Source organism: Natronomonas sp. EA1 (assembly GCF_051195035.1).
Classification (GTDB): domain Archaea; phylum Halobacteriota; class Halobacteria; order Halobacteriales; family Haloarculaceae; genus JBNTJV01.
Genome location: NZ_JBNTJV010000002.1, coordinates 175,178 through 201,323, shown reverse-complemented (window position 1 = coordinate 201,323; position 26,146 = coordinate 175,178). Strand labels below are relative to the sequence as shown.

Annotated in this window: 30 protein-coding genes; 22 read left to right on the top strand and 8 right to left on the bottom strand. The window is 70.7% G+C overall.

The features are described from left to right. Window positions 1–3: 3 nt before the first annotated feature. Window positions 4–1,149, bottom strand: coding sequence for a multicopper oxidase domain-containing protein (locus ACQUQR_RS06930; protein ID WP_435195726.1), 1,146 nt, complete (start codon window positions 1,147–1,149; stop codon window positions 4–6). A 162-nt stretch (window positions 1,150–1,311) separates the two neighbouring features. On the opposite strand from ACQUQR_RS06930, the gene ACQUQR_RS06925 reads away from it, so the two are divergent. The 3 genes from ACQUQR_RS06925 to ACQUQR_RS06915 are packed head-to-tail and all read left to right on the top strand — an operon-like array spanning window position 1,312 to window position 2,568. Then, complete coding sequence (locus tag ACQUQR_RS06925) at window positions 1,312–1,920, top strand: helix-turn-helix domain-containing protein (RefSeq protein WP_435195725.1); 609 nt, start codon at window positions 1,312–1,314, stop codon at window positions 1,918–1,920. Continuing rightward, a complete protein-coding gene (locus ACQUQR_RS06920; RefSeq protein ID WP_435195724.1) occupies window positions 1,913–2,290 on the top strand; it encodes a helix-turn-helix domain-containing protein in 378 nt (125 codons plus the stop codon). Before ACQUQR_RS06925 ends, ACQUQR_RS06920 begins: the two co-directional genes overlap by 8 nt. After that, entirely contained in the window at window positions 2,287–2,568 is a 282-nt protein-coding gene (locus ACQUQR_RS06915; RefSeq protein ID WP_435195723.1) for a DUF7521 family protein, read from the top strand. The genes ACQUQR_RS06920 and ACQUQR_RS06915 overlap by 4 nt, the downstream gene beginning before the upstream one ends. A 35-nt stretch (window positions 2,569–2,603) precedes the next feature. On the opposite strand, the gene nreA is transcribed toward ACQUQR_RS06915, so the two are convergent. After that, a complete protein-coding gene (gene nreA, locus ACQUQR_RS06910; RefSeq protein ID WP_435195722.1) occupies window positions 2,604–3,860 on the bottom strand; it encodes a DNA repair protein NreA in 1,257 nt (418 codons plus the stop codon). 92 nt (window positions 3,861–3,952) lie between these two features. Between nreA and ACQUQR_RS06905 the strand changes: the two genes are divergently transcribed. Next, the gene (locus ACQUQR_RS06905) at window positions 3,953–4,228 is read left to right on the top strand and encodes a hypothetical protein (RefSeq protein ID WP_435195721.1); all 276 of its coding nucleotides are present in this window, start codon (window positions 3,953–3,955) and stop codon (window positions 4,226–4,228) included. Next, window positions 4,225–4,656, top strand: coding sequence for a type II toxin-antitoxin system VapC family toxin (locus tag ACQUQR_RS06900; RefSeq protein WP_435195720.1), 432 nt, complete (start codon window positions 4,225–4,227; stop codon window positions 4,654–4,656). The genes ACQUQR_RS06905 and ACQUQR_RS06900 overlap by 4 nt, the downstream gene beginning before the upstream one ends. 4 nt (window positions 4,657–4,660) lie before the next feature. Here ACQUQR_RS06900 and ACQUQR_RS06895 read toward each other — a convergent pair whose 3' ends face one another. Further along, window positions 4,661–5,623: a transcription initiation factor IIB gene (locus ACQUQR_RS06895; protein ID WP_435195719.1), complete on the bottom strand. Its 963-nt coding sequence runs from the start codon at window positions 5,621–5,623 to the stop codon at window positions 4,661–4,663. A gap of 118 nt (window positions 5,624–5,741) precedes the next feature. Between ACQUQR_RS06895 and rnhA the strand changes: the two genes are divergently transcribed. Further along, a complete protein-coding gene (gene rnhA, locus ACQUQR_RS06890) occupies window positions 5,742–6,341 on the top strand; it encodes a ribonuclease HI (protein ID WP_435195718.1) in 600 nt (199 codons plus the stop codon). Then, window positions 6,328–6,852 (top strand): DUF7108 family protein, encoded by a 525-nt coding sequence (locus ACQUQR_RS06885; RefSeq protein WP_435195717.1) that lies wholly within the window; start codon window positions 6,328–6,330, stop codon window positions 6,850–6,852. Before rnhA ends, ACQUQR_RS06885 begins: the two co-directional genes overlap by 14 nt. Before the next feature lie 24 nt (window positions 6,853–6,876). On the opposite strand, the gene ACQUQR_RS06880 is transcribed toward ACQUQR_RS06885, so the two are convergent. Continuing rightward, on the bottom strand, window positions 6,877–7,233 hold the full coding sequence (locus ACQUQR_RS06880; RefSeq protein WP_435195716.1) for a PadR family transcriptional regulator: 357 nt from the start codon (window positions 7,231–7,233) through the stop codon (window positions 6,877–6,879). Window positions 7,234–7,510: 277 nt separating this feature from the next. Here ACQUQR_RS06880 and ACQUQR_RS06875 point away from each other — a divergent pair, with 277 nt between their 5' ends. Both ACQUQR_RS06875 and ACQUQR_RS06870 read left to right on the top strand, forming a co-directional pair. Then, window positions 7,511–8,044, top strand: coding sequence for an inorganic diphosphatase (locus ACQUQR_RS06875; RefSeq protein WP_435195715.1), 534 nt, complete (start codon window positions 7,511–7,513; stop codon window positions 8,042–8,044). Window positions 8,045–8,470: 426 nt separating this feature from the next. After that, window positions 8,471–9,814 carry an alkaline phosphatase family protein gene (locus ACQUQR_RS06870; RefSeq protein ID WP_435195714.1) on the top strand — a complete coding sequence of 448 codons (1,344 nt, stop codon included), beginning with the start codon at window positions 8,471–8,473 and terminating at the stop codon, window positions 9,812–9,814. Between the two features lie 12 nt (window positions 9,815–9,826). On the opposite strand, the gene ACQUQR_RS06865 is transcribed toward ACQUQR_RS06870, so the two are convergent. From ACQUQR_RS06865 to ACQUQR_RS06850, 4 genes are all read right to left on the bottom strand, one after another. After that, window positions 9,827–10,909 (bottom strand): tubulin/FtsZ family protein, encoded by a 1,083-nt coding sequence (locus ACQUQR_RS06865; RefSeq protein ID WP_435195713.1) that lies wholly within the window; start codon window positions 10,907–10,909, stop codon window positions 9,827–9,829. Window positions 10,910–10,970: 61 nt separating this feature from the next. Further along, window positions 10,971–11,849, bottom strand: a complete 879-nt coding sequence (locus ACQUQR_RS06860; RefSeq protein WP_435195712.1) for a phosphotransferase family protein — start codon at window positions 11,847–11,849, stop codon at window positions 10,971–10,973. Then, entirely contained in the window at window positions 11,846–12,520 is a 675-nt protein-coding gene (locus ACQUQR_RS06855; protein ID WP_435195711.1) for an HAD family hydrolase, read from the bottom strand. The genes ACQUQR_RS06860 and ACQUQR_RS06855 overlap by 4 nt, the downstream gene beginning before the upstream one ends. Before the next feature lie 55 nt (window positions 12,521–12,575). Then, window positions 12,576–13,151, bottom strand: coding sequence for a DoxX family membrane protein (locus tag ACQUQR_RS06850; RefSeq protein WP_435195710.1), 576 nt, complete (start codon window positions 13,149–13,151; stop codon window positions 12,576–12,578). Window positions 13,152–13,259: 108 nt separating this feature from the next. Between ACQUQR_RS06850 and ACQUQR_RS06845 the strand changes: the two genes are divergently transcribed. The 13 genes from ACQUQR_RS06845 to ACQUQR_RS06785 are packed head-to-tail and all read left to right on the top strand — an operon-like array spanning window position 13,260 to window position 26,117. After that, complete coding sequence (locus ACQUQR_RS06845; protein ID WP_435195709.1) at window positions 13,260–13,724, top strand: DUF7310 family coiled-coil domain-containing protein; 465 nt, start codon at window positions 13,260–13,262, stop codon at window positions 13,722–13,724. Beyond that, window positions 13,721–14,254, top strand: a complete 534-nt coding sequence (locus tag ACQUQR_RS06840; RefSeq protein WP_435195708.1) for a DUF7311 family protein — start codon at window positions 13,721–13,723, stop codon at window positions 14,252–14,254. Before ACQUQR_RS06845 ends, ACQUQR_RS06840 begins: the two co-directional genes overlap by 4 nt. Next, complete coding sequence (locus tag ACQUQR_RS06835; protein WP_435195707.1) at window positions 14,208–15,953, top strand: ATPase, T2SS/T4P/T4SS family; 1,746 nt, start codon at window positions 14,208–14,210, stop codon at window positions 15,951–15,953. Before ACQUQR_RS06840 ends, ACQUQR_RS06835 begins: the two co-directional genes overlap by 47 nt. Further along, window positions 15,950–17,620 carry a hypothetical protein gene (locus ACQUQR_RS06830; protein WP_435195706.1) on the top strand — a complete coding sequence of 557 codons (1,671 nt, stop codon included), beginning with the start codon at window positions 15,950–15,952 and terminating at the stop codon, window positions 17,618–17,620. The genes ACQUQR_RS06835 and ACQUQR_RS06830 overlap by 4 nt, the downstream gene beginning before the upstream one ends. A 32-nt stretch (window positions 17,621–17,652) precedes the next feature. Further along, window positions 17,653–18,114, top strand: a complete 462-nt coding sequence (locus tag ACQUQR_RS06825; protein WP_435195705.1) for a DUF7283 family protein — start codon at window positions 17,653–17,655, stop codon at window positions 18,112–18,114. Then, on the top strand, window positions 18,095–18,463 hold the full coding sequence (locus tag ACQUQR_RS06820) for a DUF7285 family protein (RefSeq protein ID WP_435195704.1): 369 nt from the start codon (window positions 18,095–18,097) through the stop codon (window positions 18,461–18,463). Before ACQUQR_RS06825 ends, ACQUQR_RS06820 begins: the two co-directional genes overlap by 20 nt. After that, on the top strand, window positions 18,460–19,311 hold the full coding sequence (locus ACQUQR_RS06815; RefSeq protein WP_435195703.1) for a DUF7284 family protein: 852 nt from the start codon (window positions 18,460–18,462) through the stop codon (window positions 19,309–19,311). Before ACQUQR_RS06820 ends, ACQUQR_RS06815 begins: the two co-directional genes overlap by 4 nt. Then, window positions 19,299–22,211 carry a DUF7286 family protein gene (locus ACQUQR_RS06810; protein ID WP_435195702.1) on the top strand — a complete coding sequence of 971 codons (2,913 nt, stop codon included), beginning with the start codon at window positions 19,299–19,301 and terminating at the stop codon, window positions 22,209–22,211. Before ACQUQR_RS06815 ends, ACQUQR_RS06810 begins: the two co-directional genes overlap by 13 nt. Before the next feature lie 15 nt (window positions 22,212–22,226). Further along, on the top strand, window positions 22,227–22,652 hold the full coding sequence (locus tag ACQUQR_RS06805) for a DUF5791 family protein (protein WP_435195701.1): 426 nt from the start codon (window positions 22,227–22,229) through the stop codon (window positions 22,650–22,652). Then, entirely contained in the window at window positions 22,652–23,539 is an 888-nt protein-coding gene (locus ACQUQR_RS06800; RefSeq protein WP_435195700.1) for an SDR family oxidoreductase, read from the top strand. The genes ACQUQR_RS06805 and ACQUQR_RS06800 overlap by 1 nt, the downstream gene beginning before the upstream one ends. Window positions 23,540–23,560: 21 nt before the next feature. After that, window positions 23,561–24,646, top strand: a complete 1,086-nt coding sequence (locus ACQUQR_RS06795; protein WP_435195699.1) for an aldo/keto reductase — start codon at window positions 23,561–23,563, stop codon at window positions 24,644–24,646. Between the two features lie 52 nt (window positions 24,647–24,698). Further along, a complete protein-coding gene (locus tag ACQUQR_RS06790; RefSeq protein ID WP_435195698.1) occupies window positions 24,699–24,866 on the top strand; it encodes an HVO_0758 family zinc finger protein in 168 nt (55 codons plus the stop codon). Window positions 24,867–24,911: 45 nt separating this feature from the next. Next, the gene (locus tag ACQUQR_RS06785) at window positions 24,912–26,117 is read left to right on the top strand and encodes an MFS transporter (RefSeq protein ID WP_435195697.1); all 1,206 of its coding nucleotides are present in this window, start codon (window positions 24,912–24,914) and stop codon (window positions 26,115–26,117) included. Window positions 26,118–26,146: the final 29 nt, after the last annotated feature.

The window sequence follows — 26,146 nt, the reverse complement described above, 5'->3', positions numbered from 1 at the left end:
GAATCACCCCTCGTAGCCCGCGTAGTCCATCAGGGTGGCGAAGATATCGGTGTCCATCGCCTCCGTGTAGACGATGCCGGTGAGCATCCCGCCGGGGTAGGTGGAGCCGTTGCGGACGTGGTCCACCTTGTGACAGTGCATGAGGTAGATACCGGGGTCGGCGTCCGCCTCGAACTCGACGGTGTAGCGCTCGGCGGGGGCGACGTTCTGGGTGTCGCGCTTGTACCGGGCCGCCTCGGGGATGGGCGAGCCGTCGCGTTCGACCACCTCGAAGCGGTGGTTGTGGGTGTGCAGCGGGTGGGCGCTGAAGCCGGCGTTCACCCAGTGGACGCGGACGGTGTCTCCCCGCTCGACGATGATGGGGCTGCCGTCCTCCGGGTGGAGCGTCCGGGGAGCACACTTCCCGTTGACGGTGAACACGTCAGGTCGGCGGTTCGTGAGGTCGTAGGTTACGTCCTCGCCGCCGAACTGCCGGGAGAGCCGGCTATCCCACTCTCGAACCGTCATGAAGTACTCCTTGTCCGCCGGCTCGTACCCCTCGGGGTCTACGCGGAGGATGCCGTACATCCCCATGTCCATGTGCCGCGGGGTCTGGTAGTGACAGTGGTAGAGATGCGTCCCCGGCACGTTCGCCGTGAACTCGTAGGTGTGTTTCTCGCCGGGGCCGACGGTGATCCCCGTCGTCGTCGGCACCCCGTCGTTCTCCCACGTCTTCTGAATGCCGTGGACGTGGAAGGTGTGGGGCATCTTCATCCCGGTGTTGTCGAGCGTCACCTCGAACTCGGTCCCTTCCTCGACGCGGAGGACCGGCCCCGGCACGGAGGGGTCGCCGTCGTCGGCCTGCCACGCCCAGGTCACGGGGAGGTTCACCGGCCCGCCCATCGTCTCACCGGGGTGGGCCTGATGGGCCGCCTCAACCGTCTTCAGCGTCACCGACCCGTCACGCTCGTTCAGATCGACGACCTCCGGCGGGCTGGTCGTCGGCAGGTTCGTGGCGAGCTGGTTCGCCGACCTGCCCCCCACCTCGGTGGCGGACGGCTGGGTCGTGGTCGTACAGCCCGCGGCGGCGACGACCCCGGCCGTCCCGGAGGCGGCGAGGAACTCTCGGCGGGTGATACCATCGCCCGGCGCACCGATAGTCGGCGTCATACAGGTGGAGATGAGACCCCCGTGATAAACGCCGCTGCGCTGATTCCCACGCCGCTGGAACCAGGGCGAACAGCTTCGGTCAAGGATATATAAGATGAGAGATGACAGACGGTTTGTACCCGGGGGGAGTACCGTCGGGCGATGCCTCGGGCCCGGTTGACCGTGACAGTTCTCGACGACGCCTGGCTGGGCGAGCCGTCGCGCGCGCACCCGGACGCCCGGTTCCGCGTCCGGTCGGCGTTTCCGGGCGAGCCGGGTGTCGCCCTGCTCGACGTGGACGCGGGGGAGCGCCTGCCCACCGCCGTCGACGCGCTCTCCGACCAGCCGGCCGTCGCGGCGCTCTCGGTACTGGGCCGCGACGGCGACCGGGCGGTCTGTCAGGTCACGGCGTCGCTGCCCGTCTTCGACTCCCTGCGGGAGGCCGGAGTCCCGGTTGCGTTTCCCGTCACCGTCCGGAACGGGACGATGCGGCTCTCGCTCCGCGGGGACGCGGCGCGGTTCGCCGCGCTCGCCGACCGACTGGACGACGCGGGGCTGGCCTACACCGTCGAGGCCGTGGAGCCGCTCGACGCTCTCGACACACGGCTCACCCCCCAGCAACGCCGGGCGCTCCGGCTCGCGGTCGACCGCGGGTTCTACGCCGTCCCGCGCGAGTACGAGCTTCGCGAGCTGGCCGACGAACTCGGGGTCGCGCCCTCGACCGCCAGCGAGACGCTGCGGCGGGCCACCGGGACCGCCCTCGAACGCTATCTGGAGGGTCGCGATGCGTAACCCCTTCGAGGAGGACGACCCGGCGCTCCAGCCCGTCCTCGACGCGCTGGACGACCCCGACTGTCGGGCCATCCTCCGGCAACTCGAGGAGCCGATGACCGCTGCGACCCTGTCGGAGGCGTGTGACATCCCGAAATCCACGATATACCGAAAGCTCGAACTGCTGAGCGAGGCGTCACTCGTCGAGGAGCGAATCGAGATGCGGACGGACGGCCACCACACCAACCGCTACGCCATCGACTTCGAGACGGTCCACGTCGCGCTCGACGAGGACCGGACGCTCCAGCTCACGGTCGACCGACCACAGGAACCGGACTCCCCGGAGGACCGCGTCGCCGCGCTCTGGGAGGAGGTGCGAAAAGAGACATGAGTCACGTCGATATCACCATCGCCGTCGTCGTACTGAAGAGCCTCACCCTCCTGCTCGGAGGGCTCATCACCTACTACAGCTTCCGCGCCTACCGGCGCACCGGCTCGCCCGCGCTCCGGGCGCTCGCGGCGGGGTTCGGCATCATCACCCTCGGCGCGCTGCTCGCGGGGGCGGCGGACCAGCTGCTCCCCGTCGAGCCGAGCATCGCGTTCCTCGTCGAGAGCTCCTTCACCGTCGTCGGCTTCGCCGTCATCACCTACTCGCTGTTCGTCGAGTGAGTCGCCGCAGACGACTGGTGAGTCGTCCGTGACGACTAGGAGAAATCCCCGAGCGTCGACTGGATGCCGGCGACCATCCGGGACTTCCGGCGGAGTCGCCCGAGCGAGACCGGGAGCTGGGGCGCCATCCCCTCCACCGCGTCGCGGAAGGTCTCCGCGACGCCGTACTCCCCGAACGCGTTCCGGATCGCCTCGCGGATCTGCCAGACGCCCACGGGGGCCCAGTACTCGTTCGAGGCGTGGCGAATCACGAGCACCTTCGCCTGTTTTCCGATGTCTGAGAGATGTTCGAGCACCCCCAGCCGGGAGGCGTAGTACGCTCCGGAGGTCTCGTCGACGTAGCTCGTCCGGCCCTCGTACCCCTCCCTATCGGCGGCGAGGTACATCCCCGCGTCGGGGTCGGGGTTCCAGATGCTCCCCGGGGCTTTCAGCTCCACCAGCTCGAACTCCCAGTTGCCGGGCGTGAGGATCACCCAGTAGTCGTTGCCGACGTACTCGTTGTAGTAGACTCTCGTCTCATCGACGCTCGGGGCGTTCCGGATGGTCCCCCGGAGGTACTGCCCCACCGTGTCGTCGACGGCCGTGATGGACCAGCGCGTGGGGACCAAGCGGCGGTGCTCGCTCTCGCCCAGTGCGCCCGCCGAGAGGATGTTGTTGATCTGGTAGACGTCGAATCCTCTCCGGTAGAGATAGGTCATCGCGCCGTCCGCGCGCCAGTCGTCGTCCTCCAGCGTCTTCTCGACGGCGCGGGGGACGTGGGGGTTCTCCGTGAGACTCGCGCTCTCCGCGCGGGCACGCGGGCCGCGCGGAGTGGTGATCTGATCTACTGCATCGTCGAGCGAGAGGTTCGCGGAGTCGAGCCCCAGCTCGATATCCACCGGCCTGTCGGCGATGGCCACCTCGCGCTGGACGCCGACGAAGCCGTCCCACACGTCGTGGATGTCGACGTTCGCGGAGCGCGTCGAATTGAGAAGGCCCGTGCGTTTCTGGAACACGTCGTCTATCGAAAAGCCCCGGCGGTACCACTCCCCGGAGGTGGCGTACTCAGCGGCGTGGTCCTCGTTCCCCACCGGGGTGAGAAGCCCCGTGGAGACGGTCGGGTAGTTCGACCGCCCGACGAAGATGGAGGGGGCGGTGGAGCCGACCATCGTCCCGTCGGAGAGCACGTCGTCGAACTGGGTCCGCGCGTCGTCGAGGTAGTCCGTGATGGCGTAGGACTTCTCCTTCGCGAGGCGACGGAGGTCGGCCTCCTCGTCGCGTTCGAACCCCTCCAGATACTCGTCGAGCCGCATTCGTTCTCCCTCCGAGATGGACGGACTTGAAACGACCGCTCAGTTCGCGAACCTGGGTGGCGTTTAATACTGAGTAGAACGTTCTACCAACTATGGCAACCTCGGTCAAGATGGACGAGGAGACGAAATCGGAGCTCGAAGAACTCCAAGCAGAAATCCGCCTCAAGACTGGCCAGCAGGTGACACAACAGGAGCTGCTCGCCCGGCTCGTCGACCAGGCGGTCGCTTCGAAGGCCGACCTCATCGACTCGTTTCGGGACGAGTTCACCCCGCTCGATGCGGACGAACGAGCCGCGTTCAACGACGGGAAAATCTCCTCGGGGAAGCCGCTCGACGAGGAGGATATCGACGAGGAACTCTACGGATGACTGTCCTCCTCGACACCGGCGTTCTCTACGCGCACCACGACCGGGATGCGACACGATACGACGCGGCGGATGCGGCCATGGACGCGCTCTTCGACGGCGAATTCGGTCAGCCGTACGTCACCGAGTACGTCTACGACGAAGCGATTACGCTCACTCGGGGGCGAACGGATTTTCAGGCAGCAAAGGCACTCTCCGACCGCATTCTCGGTGAGGGGTCCTTCCCTTCAGTGTTCGAACTGCTCCACGTCGGCCGCGACGATTTCCGGGCCGCAGTCGAGACGTGGACCCGCTACGACGACCAGCCACTGAGTTTCACCGACGCGTCACTCATCGCGACCTGTGAGCGCCGGGGGATCGACGGAATCCTCAGTTTCGACTCGGATTTCGATGGGCTCGTCACGCGCTACGACCCTGCGGAGTACCAGTGACGACTCACGCGTGGATGTCCATCGCCTCGATCTGCTCCTGATACCGATTCCGAATCGTCACTTCCGTCACCTGCGCCACGTCGGCGACCTCGCGCTGGGTCTTCTTCTCGTTACAGAGGAGGGACGCAGCGTAAATCGCGGCGGCGGCGTAGCCGGTCGGGGACTTCCCCGAGAGCAGGCCCTGTTCTGCCGTCTCGTCGATGATGTGGTTCGCCTTCGACTGTACCTCCTCCGAGAGGTCGAGATCCGAGCAGAACCGGGGAACGTACTTCTTCGGGTCGACGGGCTTCATCTCCAGCCCGAGCTCCTGTGAGACGTAGCGGTAGGTGCGGCCGATCTCCTTGCGCTCGACGCGCGAGACCTCGCTCACCTCCTCCAGCGAGCGGGGGATGCCCTCCTGTCGGCAGGCGGCGTACAGCGCCGACGTGGCGACACCCTCGATGGAGCGCCCGCGGATCAGGTCCTCCTTCAGCGCGCGGCGGTAGATGACGGAGGCCACCTCCCGTACGGAGCGGGGCACCCCCAGCGCGGAGCTCATGCGGTCGATCTCCGAGAGGGCGAACTGGAGGTTCCGTTCGCCCGCATCTTTGGTGCGGATGCGCTCCTGCCACTTGCGGAGGCGGTGCATCTGGGAGCGCTTCTCCGAGGAGATCGAGCGCCCGTAGGCGTCCTGGTCTTTCCAGTCGATCTGCGTCGTGAGCCCCTTATCGTGCATCGTCTGCGTGGTGGGCGCGCCCACCCGCGATTTCGACTGCCGCTCCGAGTGGTTGAACGCCCGCCACTCCGGCCCGTGGTCGATGTTGTCCTCGTCGATGACGAGGCCGCAGTCGTCACAGAGCAACTCCCCTCGGTCCGCGCTCTTGACGACGTTCTCGGAGTCGCACTCGGGACACGTCCGGGTCGACTCCGCCTGCGAGTCCTGTTCGCGTTCCCCCACTCGCTCCCGCTCTCGCGTGGGACCTGGCATATATTTATGCTGTTCGTGGGACATGACATAAAACACTGGCCCACGCCCCCCGTCTGGCACCGGAAATCGCGCCCCCCGGACCGGAAGGGTTTCCTCCGGCCACCTGGCACAGGTGGGTGTGCCGGTTATCGACTGTGACCCCGAGGCGGCCCGCGAACGGCTGGACGCGGCCGGCGTGCTGGTCCGCGAGGGGAACACCGACTACGAACTGTGGCGGGCGAGCTACGAGGGGGCCACCGCGACGGCCTACGACGACAAGGTCGTGGTGCAGGGTGGCTCCCCCGGCCGCCTGCTCGCGCTCTTACGCGGGGAGGAGGGTGGCCGCGCGCACGTCTACTTCGACGGCGCCTGTCGCGGCAACCCGGGTCCCGCGAGCGTCGGCTACGTCGTCATCACCGGTGACGGCGTCGTCGCGGAGGGTGGGGAGACCATCGGGCGCGCGACGAACAACCAGGCGGAGTACGAGGCGCTCATCCGGGCGCTCGAAGTGGCCGCGGACCACGGGTTCGACGAGGTCCACGTCCGGGGGGACTCACAGCTCATCGTGAAACAGGTGACGGGGGCGTGGAACGCGAACGACCCCGACCTGAAGGAGCTCCGGATCAGGGTGCGGGAGCTGCTCGACCGGTTCGACACGTGGAAGCTCGAACACGTACCGCGAGAGATAAACGAGCGTGCGGACGAACTAGCGAACGAAGCCCTCGATGATTCCCGATGACGTACTTCAGGAAGCGGAACGGCTGACGCGGCTCGCCCGCGAGGCGGTCGACGAGAACGAGACGGCCGCCCACGAGCGCCGGCGTGCGGCCATCCTCGACGAGCACGGCTACACCGCCCGCGTGCGCGAGGACGGTGTGAGCGCCATCCTCGTGCTCCACCCGAGCGAGTGGGTCGAGGACGGCGTCATCCAGCCGAGCCGCATCGACGACATCGACCGCGGTATCGAACTCCCCCTCGAAGGCCCCGCGACGGACGCCGACTGGGAGGAAGTGGAGGAACACAACCGCGCGCTCGCGGAGGAGATCACCGCGGAGCACGGGGAGGTCCACGGCCGGACGGCCCACGCGTTCGCGGACTTCATGGGGAACCACTACGTGAAGCCGATGGACGAGGCGACCCCCCGGGAGCGCAAGGAGTTCCGCGAGGACTACTTCCCGCGGAACGCGTGGCCGACGGCCGAGCAGAAGGCGAAGCTCGCGGAGTCGCTATCGCTGGTCGTCGAAGAATGAAGAAGGGGCCCGGTGGTACTGCGGTTACTTCGAGTCGACGAGGTCGTGCAGCTCGCCTGCGCGCTCCTCGCTGGTGACGTACTTGGAGAAGACCCAGCCCAGCTGGCCGAGCACTGCCTCCTTCCCCTCCTCCGTGAGGGCGTACTGGTTCGTCCGCTTGTCTAATTCGGACTTCTCGACGAGGCCCATCTCGACGAGGTCGTCGAGGTTGGGGTAGAGCCGCCCGTGGTTGACTTCGGTCCCGTAGTACTCCTCGAGTTCGCGTTTGATCGCAAGCCCGTAGCGCGCCTCCTCGGCCAGAATGACGAGGATGTTCTGCTGGAACGCGGTTAGCTCACGTGCAATGCCCGGAGTGCCAGTGATTGGCTGTGCCTCTGACATGCATCAAGAGAGGCTGGCTACCTACTTAACACTTATCAAACATCTACTTTAAACCGATAACTCTCCACTACTGGGTGGTATTTACTCTGGGCACCACTATCCACCCTCGGGTAATCCCTGGAGAATATTCTTCCCATCTTGCGTCCTATCAATATATTATTGTGTCAGGGTCTGATAAATAGGACGTATCGGGGGTGGGTTCGGGGACCGCCTGGCGGCACAGCGGCCCCCTCGCCATCCCGAAAACCCTTTTTGGTCGCTGGGGGTAGGGCCGATGATGACGAACCTTTGGGAAGACCTCGAGACGGGCCCGAACGCCCCCGAGGAGATCTACGCCGTCGTTGAGTGTCTGAAAGGCGAGCGCAACAAGTACGAGTACGACAAGGACATCCCCGGCGTCGTCCTCGACCGCGTGCTCCACTCGAACGTCCACTACCCCTCCGACTACGGCTTCATCCCCCGGTCGTACTACGACGACGAGGACCCCTTCGACGTGCTCGTGCTCGTCGAGGACCAGACGTTCCCCGGCTGTATCATCGAGGCCCGCCCCGTCGCCCTCATGAAGATGGACGACGACGGCGAAAAGGACGACAAGGTCATCGCCGTCCCCATCGAGGACCCGCGGTTCGACCACATCCAGGACCTCGACGACATCCCCCAGCAGCAGCTCGACGAGATCGACGAGTTCTTCGAGACCTACAAGAACTTAGAGGAGGGCAAGGAAGTCGAGACGCTCGGCTGGGAGGACAAGCAGGCCGCGATGGACGCCATCGAGCACGCGCAGGACCTCTACGCCGAGAACTTCGAGTAACCACGCCGCCCCTTTTCAGTGCCGTAAGAGCCGCGAGCCGCGGGCTCGCGTCGCGCGCGCCCCCCATCCGAAGCGCCCGCGCACCGACCGCGCGGGGATACCTACGGGACATTTTCGGGGCGATTGCGATTCCCTTAGGGTATAAATATGCTCAGTGGTTATCGGTTCTCCCCGGCCGATTTATCACGATTATGGATGGGTTCTTGTGTCCGAGCCCACAAGCTATCGGTAGATATGGCCGCGAAATCTCCCGGCGAGCGTCCGGCGATGGGCGTCAGGCACGTGACCGTCGTCCCCACGAACTTCCAGCCCGCGGACGACGAGGAGTCGGACGAGTACACGGACGAGTAATTGCCGGTAGCTGCGACGCGCGTCGTTGCCGCCGCGAAAAGAAGCTTCTTGTAGGCGCCTGTCAGTAACGCGAGTATGGGACTGTTCGACCGGCTTCGCGGCGACGACGCGCCGCGAGTCGCCTTCTTCGGCATCGACGGGGTTCCGTATAGCCTCATCGCCGACAACGAGGACACCTTCGAGAACCTGAACGCTATCGCCCGGGAGGGTGCGGCGGGGGCCATCGACTCCATCGTTCCCCCCGAGTCCAGCGCCTGCTGGCCCGCGCTCACCACCGGTGTGAACCCGGGCCAGACCGGCGTCTACGGCTTCCAGGACCGCGAGGTCGGGAGCTACGACACCTACGTCCCGATGGGCCGGGACGTGCAGGCCACCCGGCTGTGGGACCGCGTCAGCGACGCGGGCCGCGACGCCACGGTGATGAACGTCCCCGTGACGTTCCCACCCCAGCGCAACGTCCAGCGGATGGTCTCGGGGTTCCTCTCACCCGGTGTGGACAAGGCCGCCTACCCCGACGAGCTGCGTGAGTACCTCCAGTCGTCCGACTACCGCATCGACATCAACGCCAAACTCGGCCACAAGGAGGACAAGACGGAGTTCATCGAGGACGCCCACGAGACCCTCGACGCGCGGTTCGAGGCGTTCAAACACTACATCCAGCAGGACGACTGGGACCTCTTCTTCGGCGTCTTCATGACGACCGACCGGGTGAACCACTTCCTGTTCAAGGACTACGAGCGCGACGGGAAGAACAAGGAGGCCTTCTTGGAGTTCTACGAGAAGGTGGACGACTACCTCGGTCAATTGAGAGAAATGCTCCCCGACGACGTGACGATGGTCGTCGCCTCCGACCACGGGTTCACCTCGCTGGACTACGAGGTCCACTTCAACGCCTGGCTCGAAGGGGAGGGGTGGCTCTCCTTCCAGGACGACGAGCACGACTCGCTCAACGATATCGCCGAGGAGACGACGGCCTACTCGCTGATTCCGGGTCGGTTCTACATCAACCTCGAGGACCGCGAACCGCGTGGATCGGTTCCCCAGGACGAGTACGAGTCCGTCCGCGCCGAACTCAAAGAACAGCTCGAGGCGCTCGAAGGCCCGGACGGGACGAAGGTCGCAGAGCGCGTCGTCACGAAGGAGGAGGCGTTCCGCGGCGACCACGACGACATCGCGCCGGATCTCGTCGTCATCCCGTCTCATGGATACGACCTCAAGGCCGGCTTCAAGGGCCACGACGAGGTGTTCGGGCAGGGTCCGCGCAACGGGATGCACAGCTTCGACAACGCGTGTCTGTTCGTCGACGACGACCGCGCCCGTGTCGAGGACGTGGACCTCCTCGACATCTCGCCGACGATCCTCGAACTCATGGAGATCGACGCCGACCGCACCGAGTTCGACGGCACCTCGCTGGTCTGAGCGGTCCCGAACTCAGAACAGCCCGTCGATCTCGTCCGAGAGGAGCGCGTCCTTCGCCGCCCGCCGTTCCTCGGTCGATTCGCGTTTCCCCGCCTCCTTCGCGCGCTCGAAGAACTCGTTGATGCGCGGGGAGCGCTCGATCCCCCCGAGGAGCACGAGCGCCGCGAGCCGCTTCGAGTCGAGGGGGAAATCCCCACCGCGGACCTCCATCGTGCCGAGCTCCTCCTCCAGCCACTTGCGGGACTTCTCGACCCCCTTCCGGGAGATGCGGGAGGGCTCGCCCGCGATGACGAGCAGCGCGGTCTTCGATTCGGACGCGCCGGGGACGCTCGTTCCGGTGAAGAGCGCGTTCCGGGTGACGGAGGTGATGGTGTTGAGGTTCTCCCCCGCCTCTTCGCTGGACTCGGCGCTGGCGTAGCCGAGGGCGGCCATCCCGCCCGCGCGGAGGGTGTTGATGACCTCCGAGGAGTCGACCACACTCTCCGCGACGCCTTCGGTGACCTCGCCCGCGGCGAGCAGGAGGCCGACGCGTTCGGCGATGCGGTCGTTGATGGCGGTAAAGCCCTCCTCGACCGACTCGTCCGCGTTGTGCCACGCGTCGTTGTCGACGAGGAGCACGGAATCGGCCTCGCGGGTCAGCGTCTTCAACGAGCGCCCGGCGTTGTACTGATAGAGGCTCCCCTCGTCGCGACCGGGGAGGATCCCGAGCGCGTAGACGGGGATGTCGTAGACGCGCTTGAGGTGGTGGACGAGGACGGGCGCGCCGCCGGAGCCGGTGCCGCCGCCGAGCCCGGCGACGACGAAGATGGCTTCAGAGGCGCTGGTGACGCGGCCGTCGAGCGAGTCGAGCACCTCGCCGATATCCGCTTGCATCACCTCTGCGCCGAGTTCGTTGTCACCGCCGACGCCGTGACCGTTCACGCGGTCACCGCCGACGAGGAGCGTGTCGAGCTGGAGGGACTGGAGGTCGGCGCGAGCGCTGTTCACCGCGAGCGCCCCCTGTACCGCGCCGAACTCCATGCGGGCGTCGTACCGGGCCAGGGCCTCCGCGAGCTTGCCACCGGCCTGACCGACACCGAGCAGGGCGACTTTCATGCCCTATATGTGAACGAGCCGAATAATCAGCGTTTCCCCGACTGGCACGGTCCGTGGTACCTCACAACACGGCTTCGAGCCGCTTTCGATGGAAGTCGACCGCCGCCGCCCCCTCGCGTTCGGGGTAGCCCGGGCGGGTCACCGCCCCCCGCGAATCGACGGCGGAGCGGACGACCGCGACGGCCCGGTAGGCGTCCGGCACCGGGGGGAGCGGTCGCCGTTCGCGGTAGCCCGCCCGGAACGGCTCGTGGAGGCCGTCCGTGTACCAGTCGCAGACGAGGTGCTCCGCCTTCGCGATGGCGAGCCCGGCCGGCGCGGCGAGCGGGTCGCCCCAGTCGAGGAACGTCACCGTCCCGTCGTACAGCGCGTTGCCGGGCCGGAGGTCCCACGGGTAGAGCCGTGGCTCGGTGGTCGGTGCGTCGAGTGCCTCGACCGCGGCCTCCATCGGCTCGCGCAGGTCCGCGAGCGCCGGCGGGAGCGCGGCCAGCCCCGCCCGCACGTAGGCGGGGAACCACGCGTCCCACGCCCCGGTCGCGTCGAGCGACGGGTCGAGCGGGCCGACCCCGGAGAACGCGAACGCCCCGTGGAGCTCGGCGAGCGCCCGCCCGAACGCCCGCGCGACGGCTGCCTGCTCCTCGGCCGGGAGGTCGACGAGGTGGGTGTGGAGGTCCCGCCCCTCCCGATGCGCCACGACGGCGTACCCCTCCCCCTCGCGGAGCACGGCCGGGACGACCACCCCGGTCCGCTCGCGGATCGCCCGCTGGAGGGCGAGTTCCGTCCGGAGCGCCCCCGGTCGGTCGGCCCGCTGGACGACCACCCGCTCGCCGTCCGCGAACGTCACGGTCGCGGTGGCCTTCCGGTTCCCCGTCGCCGCGGGGGTCACCTCCATGACGGTCCGGTCGGGGTACTCCCGGGCGAGGAGGGTCTCGAAGGCGATCACGACAGCACCGTCTCGAACGCGTCGTAGGTGTCCAGCACGAAATCGGGGGCCGGGTCGGGGTCGGGGGCCTCCCGGTCCCCCCGGAACCACGCGACCGGGAGCCCGGCGTTCCTCGCGCCGGTCACGTCGTACTCGAGGGAGTCGCCGACGTAGAGCACCGCGGCGTGGTCGACCCCGAGCTCCCGCACCACGCGGTCGAAGGGGTCGGGGTGGGGCTTCCGGTTCCGCATGTCGCCGGCGAAGACGACGGAATCGAACGCCTCGGTGAGTTCCAGCGACTCCAGTTTGACACCCTGTCGGCGCTCCGGCCCGTTGGTGAGGAGGCCGACGGGGCCGTGGTCGCGGGCGAGCGCGAGTGCTCGCTCCGCGCCCGGGAGCAGGGAGACCGCCGAGTGGTCGACGGTGTCGAGCAGCCCTTCGGCGAGCGCGGCCGCGTCGACCTGCCGGCCGTAGCGCCGGGCGAGCGTCTCGAAGCCGCCGGCGAGATGCTCGCGGGCGGCGTCCGGTTCGGTGGGTGGGGGGCCCTCCAACTCCGCCCACAGCTCCGTCGCCTCGCCGAAGGGCTCGATACCCGCGTGTGTGAACGCCGCGCGGTAGAGCGCTGCCCCGGATTGGTCGTTCTCACAGAGGGTGCCGTCGAGGTCGAAGCAGACGGCGACGATGCGGGTCATACCCGTTCGTAGGGGCTTCGGAACGAAAAGCGTCGGGTGGGAACCCGAGGAGGGGTCAGCCGAGCAGGTACCGCAGCCCGGGCACGCGCTCGACGATGGGGTGTGCCTCGAGGTAGGCGTCGAGGCCGAGTACCCGGCCCGCGCCGAAGGCGCCGAGCCCGAACAGGAGCGCGGCGTAGACGACGTGGTCGTCGACGACCCAGCCGTGGGCGACGGGGAGCCCCTGCATGAGGCCGCCGGTGAGGCTCGCGGCCCAGAAGGCCAGCATCATCACGGCGCCCCAGAACGCGTTCCAGCGGACGAACGCCCCGAGGATGAGGCCGAGGCCGGTGAGGGTCAGCCCCCACATCACGAGGGCGTCCACGACCGGGCTGCCGGCCATCGCGGCGAACGCCTCACGGAAGGGGTTCCCCTCCGGGATGGCGTGGACGAGGAAGCCCGCGGCCGTCCAGTCGTTCTCGGGGGTCGCGTCCAGATAGGTGACGAGCTTCGTCACCCCGCCCTGGAACAGCGTCCACCCCATGACGACCCGGAGGACGACCAGTGCGTAGCCGACCCAGTGTTCCGAGTAGTCGAATCGGGTCTCGCGACCGAACAGTTCCGCCTCCATCGTCCGCGTGGTTTCAGTCATTGCCTTACAGGTGAAGGGTCGAGTCGTGAGGGCATGAATCGGGAGTCCGCGTCTCAGGACGCTGGAACGAGACGAAGATTCAAGTAGGAGAACGCGGCCACGCCCCCCATGTCACTCGAGGAACGCCTCGCCGCGGTCGAGCGCGCGCTGACGGAGTCGGAGACGCCCCCTGCCGCCCTCGCGGATGCGGCCGAACTGGACGACCGGCTGACGGCGGTCGAGGAGCGGCTGGATGCGCTGGAGACGGCGCTCGCGGACCTCGATGCGGGTCTGCAGGCCGTCCGGGGGTACGCGGGCTCCATCCGCGCGACGAACCGCGAGGTGGAGCGCCGGGCGGACGCGGCGCTCGCGACGGCGGAGGAGCTGGAGCGGCGACTGGCGGATGATGCACGGACGAGGCGACCGGTGGATGACGCCCCGACGAGGCGACCGGTGGATGACGCCCCGGTGATGCGGGCCGACGGGAAACACACGGAGACCGCCCACCCGCCCGAGCCGGACCGCACCTTCGAGCCGCCGGAACCCGAGGAGGAGGAGCCGGGACCCCTCTCGCGGCTGCGCGACGCGCTGTGATCCGGCTCGTCCTCGCCGTCCTCCTCACCGCGGCGCTCCTTGGCGCGAGCCTCCCGGCCGTCGAGGAGGGACGGGGAAGCCGGACGGACACCCTCGTCGGCGCTGAGCTGACCCGGTTCGAGCGGGTCGCCACCGCCCTCCGGCAGTCGAACGACCCCGTCTCCCTCGGCGACGGCGGCGCCCGGCGGCTGGTCACGCTTCGCGTCCCCGGTGCCTCGTGGACCAGCGCGCGGGCGACCGTCGCGCTCGGTGGGGCGGCGGGCCAGACGGACCGCCTCGGGTGGAGCCGGGGGGGGACGACCCGCTCTCGCCGGCTCCCGGTGGACCTCCGTGTGGTCGCGGATGGCTCCCTGCGCCCCGATGGCACCCCCCTCGAACTCGGCCCCGGGCGCCATCGGCTCGCGCTCGGTCTGGTCCGAGTCGACGGTCGCGCGGTCGTCACCGTCCGAAGGTTCAAGAGGTGGAACGGGATGACCCCGACCCATGTTCACCGACCCCGACTGCACGTGCGAGCCCCGGTTCGAGGGTGAGACCCTCCGCGTCGAGAGCGACGGCTGTCCCGGCGGAGGGGCGCTCGCATCGGAACCGGCCTGTCGCGAGACCGTCGTGGCCGTGCTGGAGGCCCGTGACGCCGACCGGGTGCTCATCCGACACCGCGGGGTCGAACGCGCCTACGAGGACGCCGCCGCCGCACTCCTCACGGCCGCGGGGCGGTTCGCCGACGCGGCCCGGTTCCACGACGAGGTGCTCGCCGACCGCGCGCGGCGGGAGCCGCTCCGCGCCGCCCGCGACGCGACGGGGCGGGCCGGCCCCCTCGCGGAGCTGGCCGCGGAGACGGGCCTCGCGCTGCTCGCCGACCGCGCCGCCGGCTACGACGAGGCCCTCCGCCCGTACGAGGGGCCGGCGGTCGCCCGCGAGCGCGTGGCGACGACCCCCCCGCCCGACGCGCGACTCCGTGACCGCACGGACCTGGACACCGGCGCGACCGTCCGACTCTACGAGCGGGACGCCCCCCACCGGCTCTATCATCTGACGCCCGAGGAGGCGGGGTTCGAGCCGGCGGCCTACGAGACGCTCGCCCGCGCCTACGAGCGGCTGGCCGCGGGCTCGGGTGGGGAGCGCGCTCCCGCGCGAGCCGCCCGGGCTGTCGCGACCGACGACCCCGAGCGCATCGCGCGGGTGCTCACGAAACACACCCGCGGGCTCGGCGTCCTCGACGACATCCTCGCGGACCCCCGCGTGAGCGACGTGTTCGCCACGGCGCCCGTCGCCGAGAGCCCGCTCCGCGTCCGGGTCGACGGCGAGGCGATGGTCACGAACGTCCGGCTCACCGACGACGGCGCCGCTGCGCTCGCCTCCCGCTTCCGGCGCGAGAGCGGCCGGGGGTTCTCCCGCGCGACGCCGACGCTCGACGCGGCGCTCGATGTGGGTGGCCGGCGGGTCCGGGTCGCGGGCGTCACCGACCCGGCGAGCGACGGCCACGCGTTCGTCTTCCGGGCCGCGGACCGCGCCGGCTTCTCGCTCCCCGAGCTCGTGGCGAACGGCACCCTCGCCGCCCGGGAGGCGGGCTTCCTGTCCGTGGCGGTCGAACGCGGGGCCGCCGTGCTCCTCGCGGGCGGCCGCGGCGCGGGCAAGACGACGGCGCTCGGCGCGCTGCTCCGCGCGCTCCCGGCACGAACCCGGACCGTCGTCATCGAGGACACCCCGGAGCTCCCGGTGGCCGCCCTTCGATCGGATGGACGGGACGTCCAGCGGCTCCACGTCACCCGCGACGACGGCCCCGGACTCGCCCCGGCGGAGGCGCTCCGCACCGCCCTCCGGCTCGGCGACGGCGCGCTCGCCGTGGGGGAGGTGCGGGGCGAGGAGGCGAGCGCGCTCTACGAGGCGATGCGCGTCGGCGCGAGCGAGGCCGTGCTCGGAACCGTCCACGGCGACGGCGCGGGTGCGGTCCGCGAGCGGGTGGTCTCCGATCTGGGCGTCCCCGAGTCCGCGTTCTGCGATACCGACCTCGTGGTGACGCTCGAATCGGGACCGAAGGGTCGCCGCGTCGCCGCCATCGAAGAGGTGGTCGGCCGCGAGGAGGCGACGTTCGCGACGCTGTTCGCCGACGGCCCCACCGGCCGCATCGATCGCGGGAACAGCCACGCCGTCGCGGGGTTCGCCCGCGCTGACGAGACGTACGCCGACGTGCGGGCGACCATCGACGACCGGACGAGGGCGTTCGAATGACCCTCCTCCAGCGGCTCGCGGCGCTCGCGCCGCACGCTCCCGACCCCCCCGAGGGGCTCCCGGCGGCACTCGCGCTGCTCGACCGGCCGGAATCCGCGCACGAGGTGGCCCGGGCCGCGGACCTCGCGGCGCTCGCGGGGCTGCTCCCGCTCGCCCTGGCCCCCCTCTTCGGACTTGCCGTTCTCCCACTCGCCGTCGGGCTCGCGCTCGGAATCCGGGAACTCCTGCGGCAGGGCCCGCTGCTGCTCGCGGACGCGAAACGCACCCGTGCGCTCGGCGAGACGCCGGCGCTCGTCGCCCGGCTGGTGCTTCGCGCTCGTCTCACCCCGGCGCCGGAGGCCGCGGCCGCGTTCGCCGCGCGGGGGAGGGGCCCACTCGCCGGGAGTCTTGCGGGTCACGTCCGCCGGGCCCGCGGCACCGGCCGTTCCGGGCTGCGCGCGTTCGGCGAGACGTGGGGGGACCGCTTCCCCGCCCTGCGCCGGGCGGTGCGGCTCGTCGAGACCGGAGCGGCCGCCCCCGAGGCGGAACGGAGCGACCGGTTCGACCGGGCGCTCGACGTCGTCATGGAGGGGACGCGCCACCGCGCCGCGGAGGCCGCGAACGCGCTTCGCGGGCCGGCGACGGCGCTCTACGCCTTCGGCGTGCTCCTCCCGCTCGCGCTCGTCGCGGTCCTCCCCGCAGCGCGGGTCGCGGGGGTCCCCGTGTCCATCCCCCTCGTCGTCGCGCTCTACGACGTGCTCCTGCCGGCGTGTCTCCTCGTCGCCGCGGCGTGGCTGCTCGCGCGCCGGCCCGTGGCGTTCCCGCCGACGCCGGTGCCGCGAACCAACCCCGCGGTGCCGCGCTGGCCGTGGCGGGCGTTGCTCGCCGGTACCGTCGTGGGAGTCGGCGGCTGGCTGCTCGCGGGGTTCCTGCTCCCCGGCTGGACCCGGCCGCTCGCCGCTGTCGGCGGCGGGGTCGGGACGGCGCTCGTCGTGGCTGCGGCGCCGGTCGTCGCGGTCCGCGAGGAGGTGCGGGCCGTCGAGGCCGGGCTCCCCGACGCCGTGGCGCACGTCGGCCACCGGGTTCGGGAGGGCGTCGCCGTGGAGACGGCGCTCGCCGAGGTGGGCGAGGAGCTCGGCGGGGCGACGGGCGACCGGTTCGCGGCGGCCGCCCGGCAGAACCGACAGCTCCGCGTCGGCGTCGAACGCGCCTTCTGCGGGGAGTTCGGGGCGCTCGCGAGCCTCCCGAGCCGTCGTGGCGAGCACGCCGCACACCTGCTCGCGGTGGCTGCCGACGCGGGGCGGCCGGCCGGGCAGGCGCTCGTCGAGACGGGCGCCCATCTCACGGCCCTCCAGCGGGTCGAACGCGAGGCCCGCCGCGACCTCGCCCGCGTGACGGACACGCTCGGGAACACGGCGGCCGTCTTCGGGCCGCTCGTGGGGGGTGCGACCGTCGCCCTCGCGGCGCGGACGGGGGGTAGTCAGCTCGGGACCGCGGTGCCGACGCCAGCGCTCGGGCTCGCCGTCGGGGTGTACGTCCTCCTCTTGGCCGCGCTGTTGGCCGCACTCGCGACGGGGCTTTCGCGCGGGCTCGACCGCGCACTCGTCGCTCACCGGGCCGGCGTCGCCCTCCTCGCGGCCACGGCGACGTATCTCGCGGCGTTCGTGGCGACCGGGCTGGTGGCCTGAGGTTTATATACAAGCGGGAGACCAGCGGCCCCATGTTCGACGCTCCCAGCGACCTCCCGCTCGTCTGGCTCGGCCTCGCGCTCGTCAGTGTGGCCGTCGCCGGCGTGGCGGTGGGACTGCCGACCGCCCCGCCGCCGGACGCGACCCACGTCGCAGCGCAGATCGACCGGGTCGCGGCCAGCGACCACACCGCCGTGACGGAGCTCCGGCTCGGCGCCGACCGAATCCGGCTCCGCTCCGGCGCCGTCGCGCTCGAATCCGACGGGGTGCGAGCCCACGCCAGTCTCCGGTACGGCCCCGTCACCCCGGTCTCCGGTGGGGACCTCGACGCGGTGCTCCACGGAGCTGCGCCAGAGGCCATGTACGCCTCCCCGCGTGCGTTCGCCCGGGCGGCAGCACGCGCGCGAGTCGGGAGCGGCTGGCGACCCGCTCCGGAGACGCTCGTCGTCAGACACGTCACGTGGGGTGAGACCGATGTCACGCTCGTCGGGTAGGGGACAGCTCCCCGTCGCGGCGCTCGTCGCCGTGGCCTGCGTGGGGCTGGGGCTCTCGCTGTACGCGGGCGTCCTGGAGAGCCAGCTTCCGGGGCCGACCCCCCGCGACCCGACGGCCACGCTCGACCGGATCGAGGACGCAGCCTCCTCGGGCGGGGTCCTCCACCCGAACCGGCTCTCCGTCGCCCCGGCGAGCGCCGAGCTGCGGGTCCACGCGCGGCTCATTACGGCCGAGAGGGAGTGGACGGCCGGTTCCCCGCTCGAGGGAACGACCGCCTCACGACGGGTCGCCGTCCGGGTCGCCCCCGGTCGCGTTCGCCCGGGAACGCTGGAGGTGACCGTCGCGTGAGGGGCGTCAGCACGGTCTTCGACGTGACGCTGTTCCTGCTTTTCGTCACCGCCGCGGTCGGGACGCTCGTCGCCCCGCCCGCAGCCCAGCCCGCGGAACCCGCCGCCCCCGCGGAGGCCTCCCTCGCCACGACGGCGAGCGTGCACTACTCGCTCGCGCCGGGTGCGCGCCACGGCCCCGCCTCCCGGTTCCCGACCACCGAGAGCCCGGAGTTCCGCCGCACGGCCCACGGCAGTCTCGCGACGCTCCTCGCGCGCGGCGCGACCCGCAACCTCTCCATCGCGGGCGAGCGGGTCACCCACTCCCACGACGAGTTCACTCGAGAAGTGGCGAACGCCACGGCGACCCGGACCCTCCCGCGGACCCGCGTGCGGGCGGTCTGGTCGCCGTATCCCGGTTCCTCCGTTCGAGGGTCGCTCACCGCCGGCCCCCGCCCGCCCGCCGATGCCCGAGTCACGAGCCGGACGCTGACCGTGGCGAGCGGCTATCCCCCGGTTCGAGAGCGGGCTCGACTGGCAGCCGAACGGGAGGGGTACGCGGGTGTCGCCCACGTCCTCGCCAGGGCGGTCGTCCGGGGCACCTTCCCCGACCCGCAGACGAGCCACGCACTCCACGGCGACTACCCGGTCGACGCGCTCGTTCGCCACCGTTACCACCGGTTCGGCGCGCTCCTCGGCACCGGCGTCGAGACGCCGATCCACCCCGAGCGCACGAACGCGGCCCTCCAGCGGGCGCTCGCCGACCGGTTCGAGCGCGACCTCCGCGGGCGGTTCGACTCCCCGGAGGAGGCGGCCGCGACGGTCCGTGTGGGGGAGGTCCACGTGACGGTCCGGCGGTGGTCGCGGTGAACGACCGCGCGCGGGTGCCGTTCGCGCTCTTGGGGGTGTTCCTGCTCGTCACCAGCGCGACGTTCTCCGCGGCGCTCGGGCCGAAATCCCTGGGTGAGCCGGCGAGCGACCGCGCGATCGAGGCCGCGGAGTCGGCCGTGGGGCAGGCACTCCGGACCGCGGTGCGGGACGCGGCACGGGAGGCGGCGGCCTCCCCGGTCGTCACCCCCGCGGCGACCCCCGGCGGGAACGTGTTGAACGAGTCGACTCCCTTCCGGGACCTCCTCCGGGTGCGGCTCTACCACGCCCTGCGCGACCGGCTGGGGACGGTCGACGCGACAGCGGGAGCGGTCACCGTCGAGGCTCACCTCCCGCCGACCCCGAACGCCTCCGCGCTTCGGGGAGCGAAACGCCGGGTCTCGGTCGCCCGTGCGGGGCCGAACGGGACGGCCCTCCGGGCCGCCGTCGAGAACGTGACGCTCGTCGTCGCCCGGAACGGCCGGGTCGTCGACCGACTGTCGATCTCGCCGGCCGTAGTCGTCGACTCACCCGCGCTGTTCCTCCACGACCGCACGGAACGCTTCGACCGGTCGCTGGAGGCGGGGCCGACGACCGGGCTCGGCCGGCAGGTCACGGCGCGGCTCTACGCGATGGCGTGGGCCCGCGGCGCGGCACAGTACGGCGGCGCGCCCATCGCGAACGTCCTCGCGAACCGCCACGTCGCGCTGGCGACGAACGCGGGGCTGCTCGACCGCCAGCGCGCGGCCTTCGGGACGGCTGACCCCGCGGGCCGGCGCGCGCTCGGGGTCGCCACCGCCCGGACGGGGGTTCGAGACCTCCTGCTCGGTCGGGGTACCCCACCGGAGGTCGTCGAGGCCATCGAGCGCGGGGTGGACGGCCTCGGTGCCCCGCAGCCGGTCTCCCCTATCGGTGCTGCGGCGACCGACGAGAGGCTCCGTGTCGGGGTGAACGCCGCCGCGGACGCCGCCTTCCGCGATATCGACCTGAACGCCACGGCGCGGACGGTGTACGCCGCGCGGGTCCGGCTGGTCGCCGACGCCCGGCTGGTCCGCGAGGCGGCGGCGACCCCGACACGGCTCCCGGGCTGGACGCTCGTCTCGTCGCGGAACAGCTCGGAGAGGCACGTCTTCTCCCGGCCCGCGTCCCCGGACGCCCCGGCCGGCTGGCACGCGCTCGACGCCTGGGGCCGGCGCGTCGTCCACGAGCGGACGACCGTGCGGAAATGGCGACGGGGCGACGAGACGCGCGTCACCCGCGATACCACGGAACGGGTGTCCCGCGTCACGCTCACGCTCGCGGGTCGCCACGCCGAGACGGGCCTCGTCCCGGACCGCTCTATTCGTGGAATCCACGAACGCGGCGGCCCCCTCGACGGGCCGAACCTCGCGGATATCGAGCCCCGTGCGAAGGCCCGGCTCGTCGAGCCCGCGGGCGTCGACGCGCTCGCCACCCGTGCGGCGACCGGAACGCTCGACAGCGACCCCGTCCGGATCGCGGGGGAGCAGCCCCCGGGGCTCTCGCGCTGGCTCTACGCCGACCTCCGCTCGCTCCGTGAGCGCGTGCGGAACGTCTCGGTTCGGGTGGAGAAGGGTGCCGTCGGCACCTACGAGACGAATCCACCCGCGCGGCTCGCCGCGGAACTGGAGTCGCGTCGCGCATCGCTGCTCGGGCTCCCGGACGCGTACGACGGCGTCGCGGACAAGACCCGGTACGCCGTCCGGGCCGCGTATCTCGATCGGGTCGTCGAGCGGCTAGAAACCCGGGCCGACCGCCGTACGGGGGTTCGTGACCGGCTCGATGGCCGCCTCGGCGCGTACGGCCTCTCCGTGGACTCGCTGGCGGCCACGCTGGAGGCAGCTCGGGGGGCGACCGTCCCCTCCAAACGCGAGTACGCGGGGCTCGGTGGCCCCCTCGCGCTCACCGTCGACGGCGCGCCCCCGTATCTCACCCGGACGGCGCTCACCCGCGAGCAGGTCGCGGCGCGCGGCGTCGAACGGCAGCACTACCTCGCGACTCGCAACGTGAACCTCGTCACGTCCCCGCACGGTGACGTGGCGGACACGCTCGTCGGCTCCGTGCTTGGGGCGAAGACGGCCCGACTGGGCACCGCGGCGGCGACGCTGCGTGCGGCGCGGCTCTCTGGGGAGCCCGACGCGCCGAAACTCCGTGCCGCGGTGTCGGGGTCGGTCTCGGAGAGCCGGGACCGCTACCGCCGCCATCTCCGGGCGGTCGGCGTCGCCGATTCACGCGAGCGCCGCGCGGCCATCGTCCGCACGGGGCTCGCGCGGTGGGACACCCTTCCGGCACGGGCAGCGGCCATCGCCAACGGCTCCGCGGGGGACCGCATCGCCGCGGTGGCGGCCCACGCCGAGGGGCTCTCCGCCCGCCAGCGCGACCGCGTCCGGCTCGCGCTGGGGACCGTCGGGGCGCCGGGCGTTCCACAGGCGGTCGTGAACGGGACGAACACGCGTCTGCGAACGGCCGCGAGGGTGGCGCTCGCGGAGGCTGTCAAACGGGGGGCTGGCCGGCTCGCCAACCGGACGCGCCGCCGGGTTGCGGGGCCGCTGTCGGCGGTGCCAGCGGGGCTCCCCGTCGCCCCCGTACCGGGGCTGTGGTACGCGACGACCAACCTCTGGGTCGTCCAGTCGACGGGGGAGTACGCCCGGTTCACTGTGCGGACTGACCGGGGGGTCGCGTACACGCGCGACGGCTCCCCCCACCGGTTCGACTGGGACGGGGACGGGACGCGGGAGCTGCTGGGCTACGCGACGCGCGTGTCGTTCTCGGTCGAGACGGCCGTCGTGGTCGTGGTTCCCCCTGGCCCCAGAGGCGTCGGTGACACCGACGGGAACGCGGACGAGCGCTCGTCGGGGTGGAACTCAAAGGCTCTTAGGGGCTGACTTCGTATCCGAGGTATGTTCCACGAGGTCGCGGACGAGCCGGGCGAGTTGACGCCCGAGGAGCTGTATGCACTGTACGAGGCCGAACTCGAGGCGGTGATCGAGGAGCTCGGTGTCGAGACCGTCATCGAACAGTCGTCGCTCGACGCCGAGACGGTGGAGGCGCTGGCGGCCGGCGACTCCCCCGAGCTCACGCTGGAGGAGGCGGCGGCCGTGCTCGCGCTCGCCCACCCGGACGACGCGGAGACCATCGTGCTGCTCGCCCGTGATGCCCTCCTCATGGATATGACCAACGCCATCGTTGACGTGGAGGCGCTCTCCGCGGGCGTCGACGGGGAGCTCGAACCCCGGGAGATCCAGGCGAAGGTGGAGGGTCGCTACCCCATCACGATGCGGGAGTTCGCCCGTATCCACCAGTTCCTTCACACCCGCATCCACTGATGCGCGTCGCGATCCTGGGGTGTGGCTACGTCGGCCTCGAACTCGGCCGCCAGCTCGCCACGGAGCACGCGGTCTGGGGGGTCAGACGCTCGGCGTCTGGGCTCGACGCCATCGAGGACGCCGGGTTCACCCCCGTCGAGGCTGACGTGACCGACCCGGACTCCCTCGACGCGGTCCCGGATGTCGACGCTGTCGTCTTCGCGGCCTCCTCGGGCGGCCGCGGGGCCGACGCGGCCCGCGCGGTGTTCGTGGAGGGCCTCGAAGCCGCCATCGACCACTTCGCCGCGCGCGAGTCGCCCCCCGACCGACTCGTCTACACCTCCTCGACGGGGGTGTACGGCGACCACGGAGGCGACTGGGTCGACGAGGGGACGCCGCTCGACCCCACCACGGCGAAGACCGAGGTGCTGGTCGAGGCCGAACGGCTCGCCCGCGAGTACGCCCCCGAGCAGGGGATCGAGGGAACCGTCGCCCGCTTCGCCGGGCTCTACGGCCCCGACCGCTACCGACTGGAGCGCTATCTGGAGGGACCCGTCACGGAGGGCTACCTGAACATGGTCCACCGGGACGACGCGGCGGGGGCGGTGCGGTTCCTGCTCGAAGCGGACATCGACGAGGACGTGGTGCTCGTCGCGGACGACGAACCCGCCCCCAAATGGGACTTCGCCGACTGGCTCGCCGACCAGTGCGGGGTGGCCACCCCCCCGAAGCGCACGAAAGAAGAGCGGTTGGAGGACGGGGAGCTCTCCGAGGCCGCCCGTCGGCGCATCCTGACGAGCAAGCGCTGTTCGAACGCGCTGTTGAAGGAACTCGGCTACGAGCTCACCTACCCCACCTACCGCGAGGGGTATCGTGCGGCCATCGAGGCGTACCGGGCGAGCCATTAGGCTTCGTTCCCTCTTTCGAGTATGGCCACCAGCACGGCGACGTGGAACTACCGCGACGAGTTCCACGAGGCGTTCGCTCGCACCTATTTCAGGAGATTCGCCGACTGCATCGTCTCCTCCATCGGCGTCGGCACCTACCTCGGCGAGCCCACCGACGAGGCGGACGAGAACTACGAGCGAGCCATCGTCGAGGCGCTCGAGAGCGGCATCAACGTCGTCGACACGGCGCTCAACTACCGGTGTCAGCGCTCCGAGCGGGCCGTCGGGCGCGCGATTCAGGAGACCGACGTGGACCGCGAGTCGGTGCTCGTCGCCACGAAAGGCGGGTTCGTCCCGTTCGAGGGGTCGATGCCCGAGAACCCGGGCGAGTACGTCCGGGAGCAGTACTTCGATTCCGGGGTCTGCACCCCCGAGGAGATGGTCCGCGGGAACTGCATCACACCGGACTTCATCGACGACTCGCTTGACCGCTCGCTCGCGAACCTCGATCTCGAGACGATCGACCTCTACTACGTCCACAACCCCGAGACGCAGCTCGAAGAGCGCTCCGCGGAGGCGGTGTACGACCTGCTCGAAGCCACATTCCAGCGGCTCGAACGCCGGGCCGCGGCCGGAGACATCCGCCACTACGGGGTGGCGACGTGGGAGGCGTTCCGCGTGGGGAAGGACCACGAGTCGTACCTCTCGCTTCCCGAAGTGGTCCGGCGGGCGCGGGCCGCCTCCGATACCGTCGGCACGGACGCCACCCACTTCAGGGCGATCCAGCTCCCGTTCAACGTCCACATGGCCGACGCGTTCACCGTCGAGGGGCAGGACGGCCCCGAGGGCCCCCAGAGCGCGCTCTGGTTCGCCCACGAGGCCGGGCTCGACGTGTTCACCTCCGCCTCCATCCTCCAGGGGAAGCTGGCGTCGGGGCTCCCCGGGGACGTGGCCGCGCTCCTCGACGGGGACACGGACGTCCAGCGGGCCATCAACTTCGCGCGGTCCGCGCCGGGCGTCACCTCGGCGCTCGTCGGGATGGGCTCGCCCGACCACGTCCCCGAGAACGTCGCGGCCGGCACGTTCCCGCCGCTCGGGGCGTCCGCGTTCGACGAGGTCTTCGAGTAGCGGTCAGGGGAGAGCGACGGGACTTTTTATACCCGCGCCGCAACGGGGAGGTATGGATTCCGTTCGGCAGGGCCTCCGGGCCAAGGATATCGAGAAGGACACCTACGAGCGGCTCAACTGCGCGCGCTGTGACGAGCGGCTCAAGACGAAGAACGACCCGGACGAGGTGTTCTCGATTCGGTTCTGTCCCGCCTGTAACCGCCGCTGGAAACAGCTGTAAGCCTGCTTCCGGAAGGCTATAACCGACCCTGCTCCAACGCCCGCTGTGTCCCGTCGCCGCCTGTTCGGCTCGCTGTGTTCGATGGTGTTTCTCGTCAACCTCGCGCGAGTCGTCTTCGCCCCCCTGCTCGAACCCCTGGCAGCCTCGTTCGAGGTGTCCGTGGGGACCCTCGGCGTCGTCACCGCCGCGGCCTGGTTCGGGAGCGCCGTCCCCCGCGTGCCGACGGGGTGGCTCCTCACCCGTGTCTCCAGACACCGCGTCGTCGCGCTCGCCGGCGGGGTGCTGTTCACCGCCTCGCTCGCCACCGCCTTCGCCCCGACCGTCGGCGCGCTCACCGGCGGCGCGTTCCTCATGGGGCTCGCCTCCGGCGCCTACTTCATCGCGGCGAACCCGCTCGTCTCGGAGCTCTACCCCGAGCGCGTCGGTCGCGCGCTCGGCGTCCACGGGATGGCGAGCCAGACGGCCGCCGTCCTCGCCCCCCTGCTCGTGGCCGCGGTGCTGTTCCTCGCGGACTGGCAGCTCACCTTCCTGCTCATCGCCGCCGCCGCGGTGGTCGCCACGACCGGCCTCCTCTTCGCGGTCCGGCGCGCCGACCTCCCCGAGGCCGGCACGGCCGACCGCGACCTCATCGGCGCCGTCCGGGCGCAGTGGCCCATCGTCCTCACCGGCATCGTCATCGTCGGCTCCATCGGCTTCGTCTGGAACGGCCTGTTCAACTACTACGTCTCGTATCTCATCGCGAAGGGGCTCCCCCAGTCCACCGCGAACCTGCTGCTCTCCGTCGTCTTCGGCGCGGGCATCCCCGCCTTCCTCATCACGGGCCGGCTCGCCGACCGCTTCCCGAACGTCCCCCTCCTGCTCGGGGTCATCGGCTCGTTCATCGCGTCGGTGGCGCTTCTCACCCTCGCGTCGGGGCTCGTCGCCCTCGTCGCCGTCTCCGTGCTCCTCGGCTACGTCATCCACTCGCTGTTCCCCGTCATCGACACCTACCTGCTCGCGTCGCTCCCGGACCGCCACCGCGCCTCCGCGTACACCGCCTACAGCGCGACGATGATGCTCCCACAGGCCGCGGGGAGCCTCGTCGTCGGCTACGCCTCCGAGAACGGGATCCCCGGGGTCTTCCCCGAGGCGCTCTCGTTCGACCAGATCTTCCTCGGGCTGGTCGGCTGTCTCAGCGTCGTCCTCGCCGGCCTCCTCGTCTTCTACGTGACGGGGCGGCTCCCCGCGGGGCGCATCCCCAGCGAGGCCTGACGCGACCCGGGCGCTTTTGGGCGAACCGC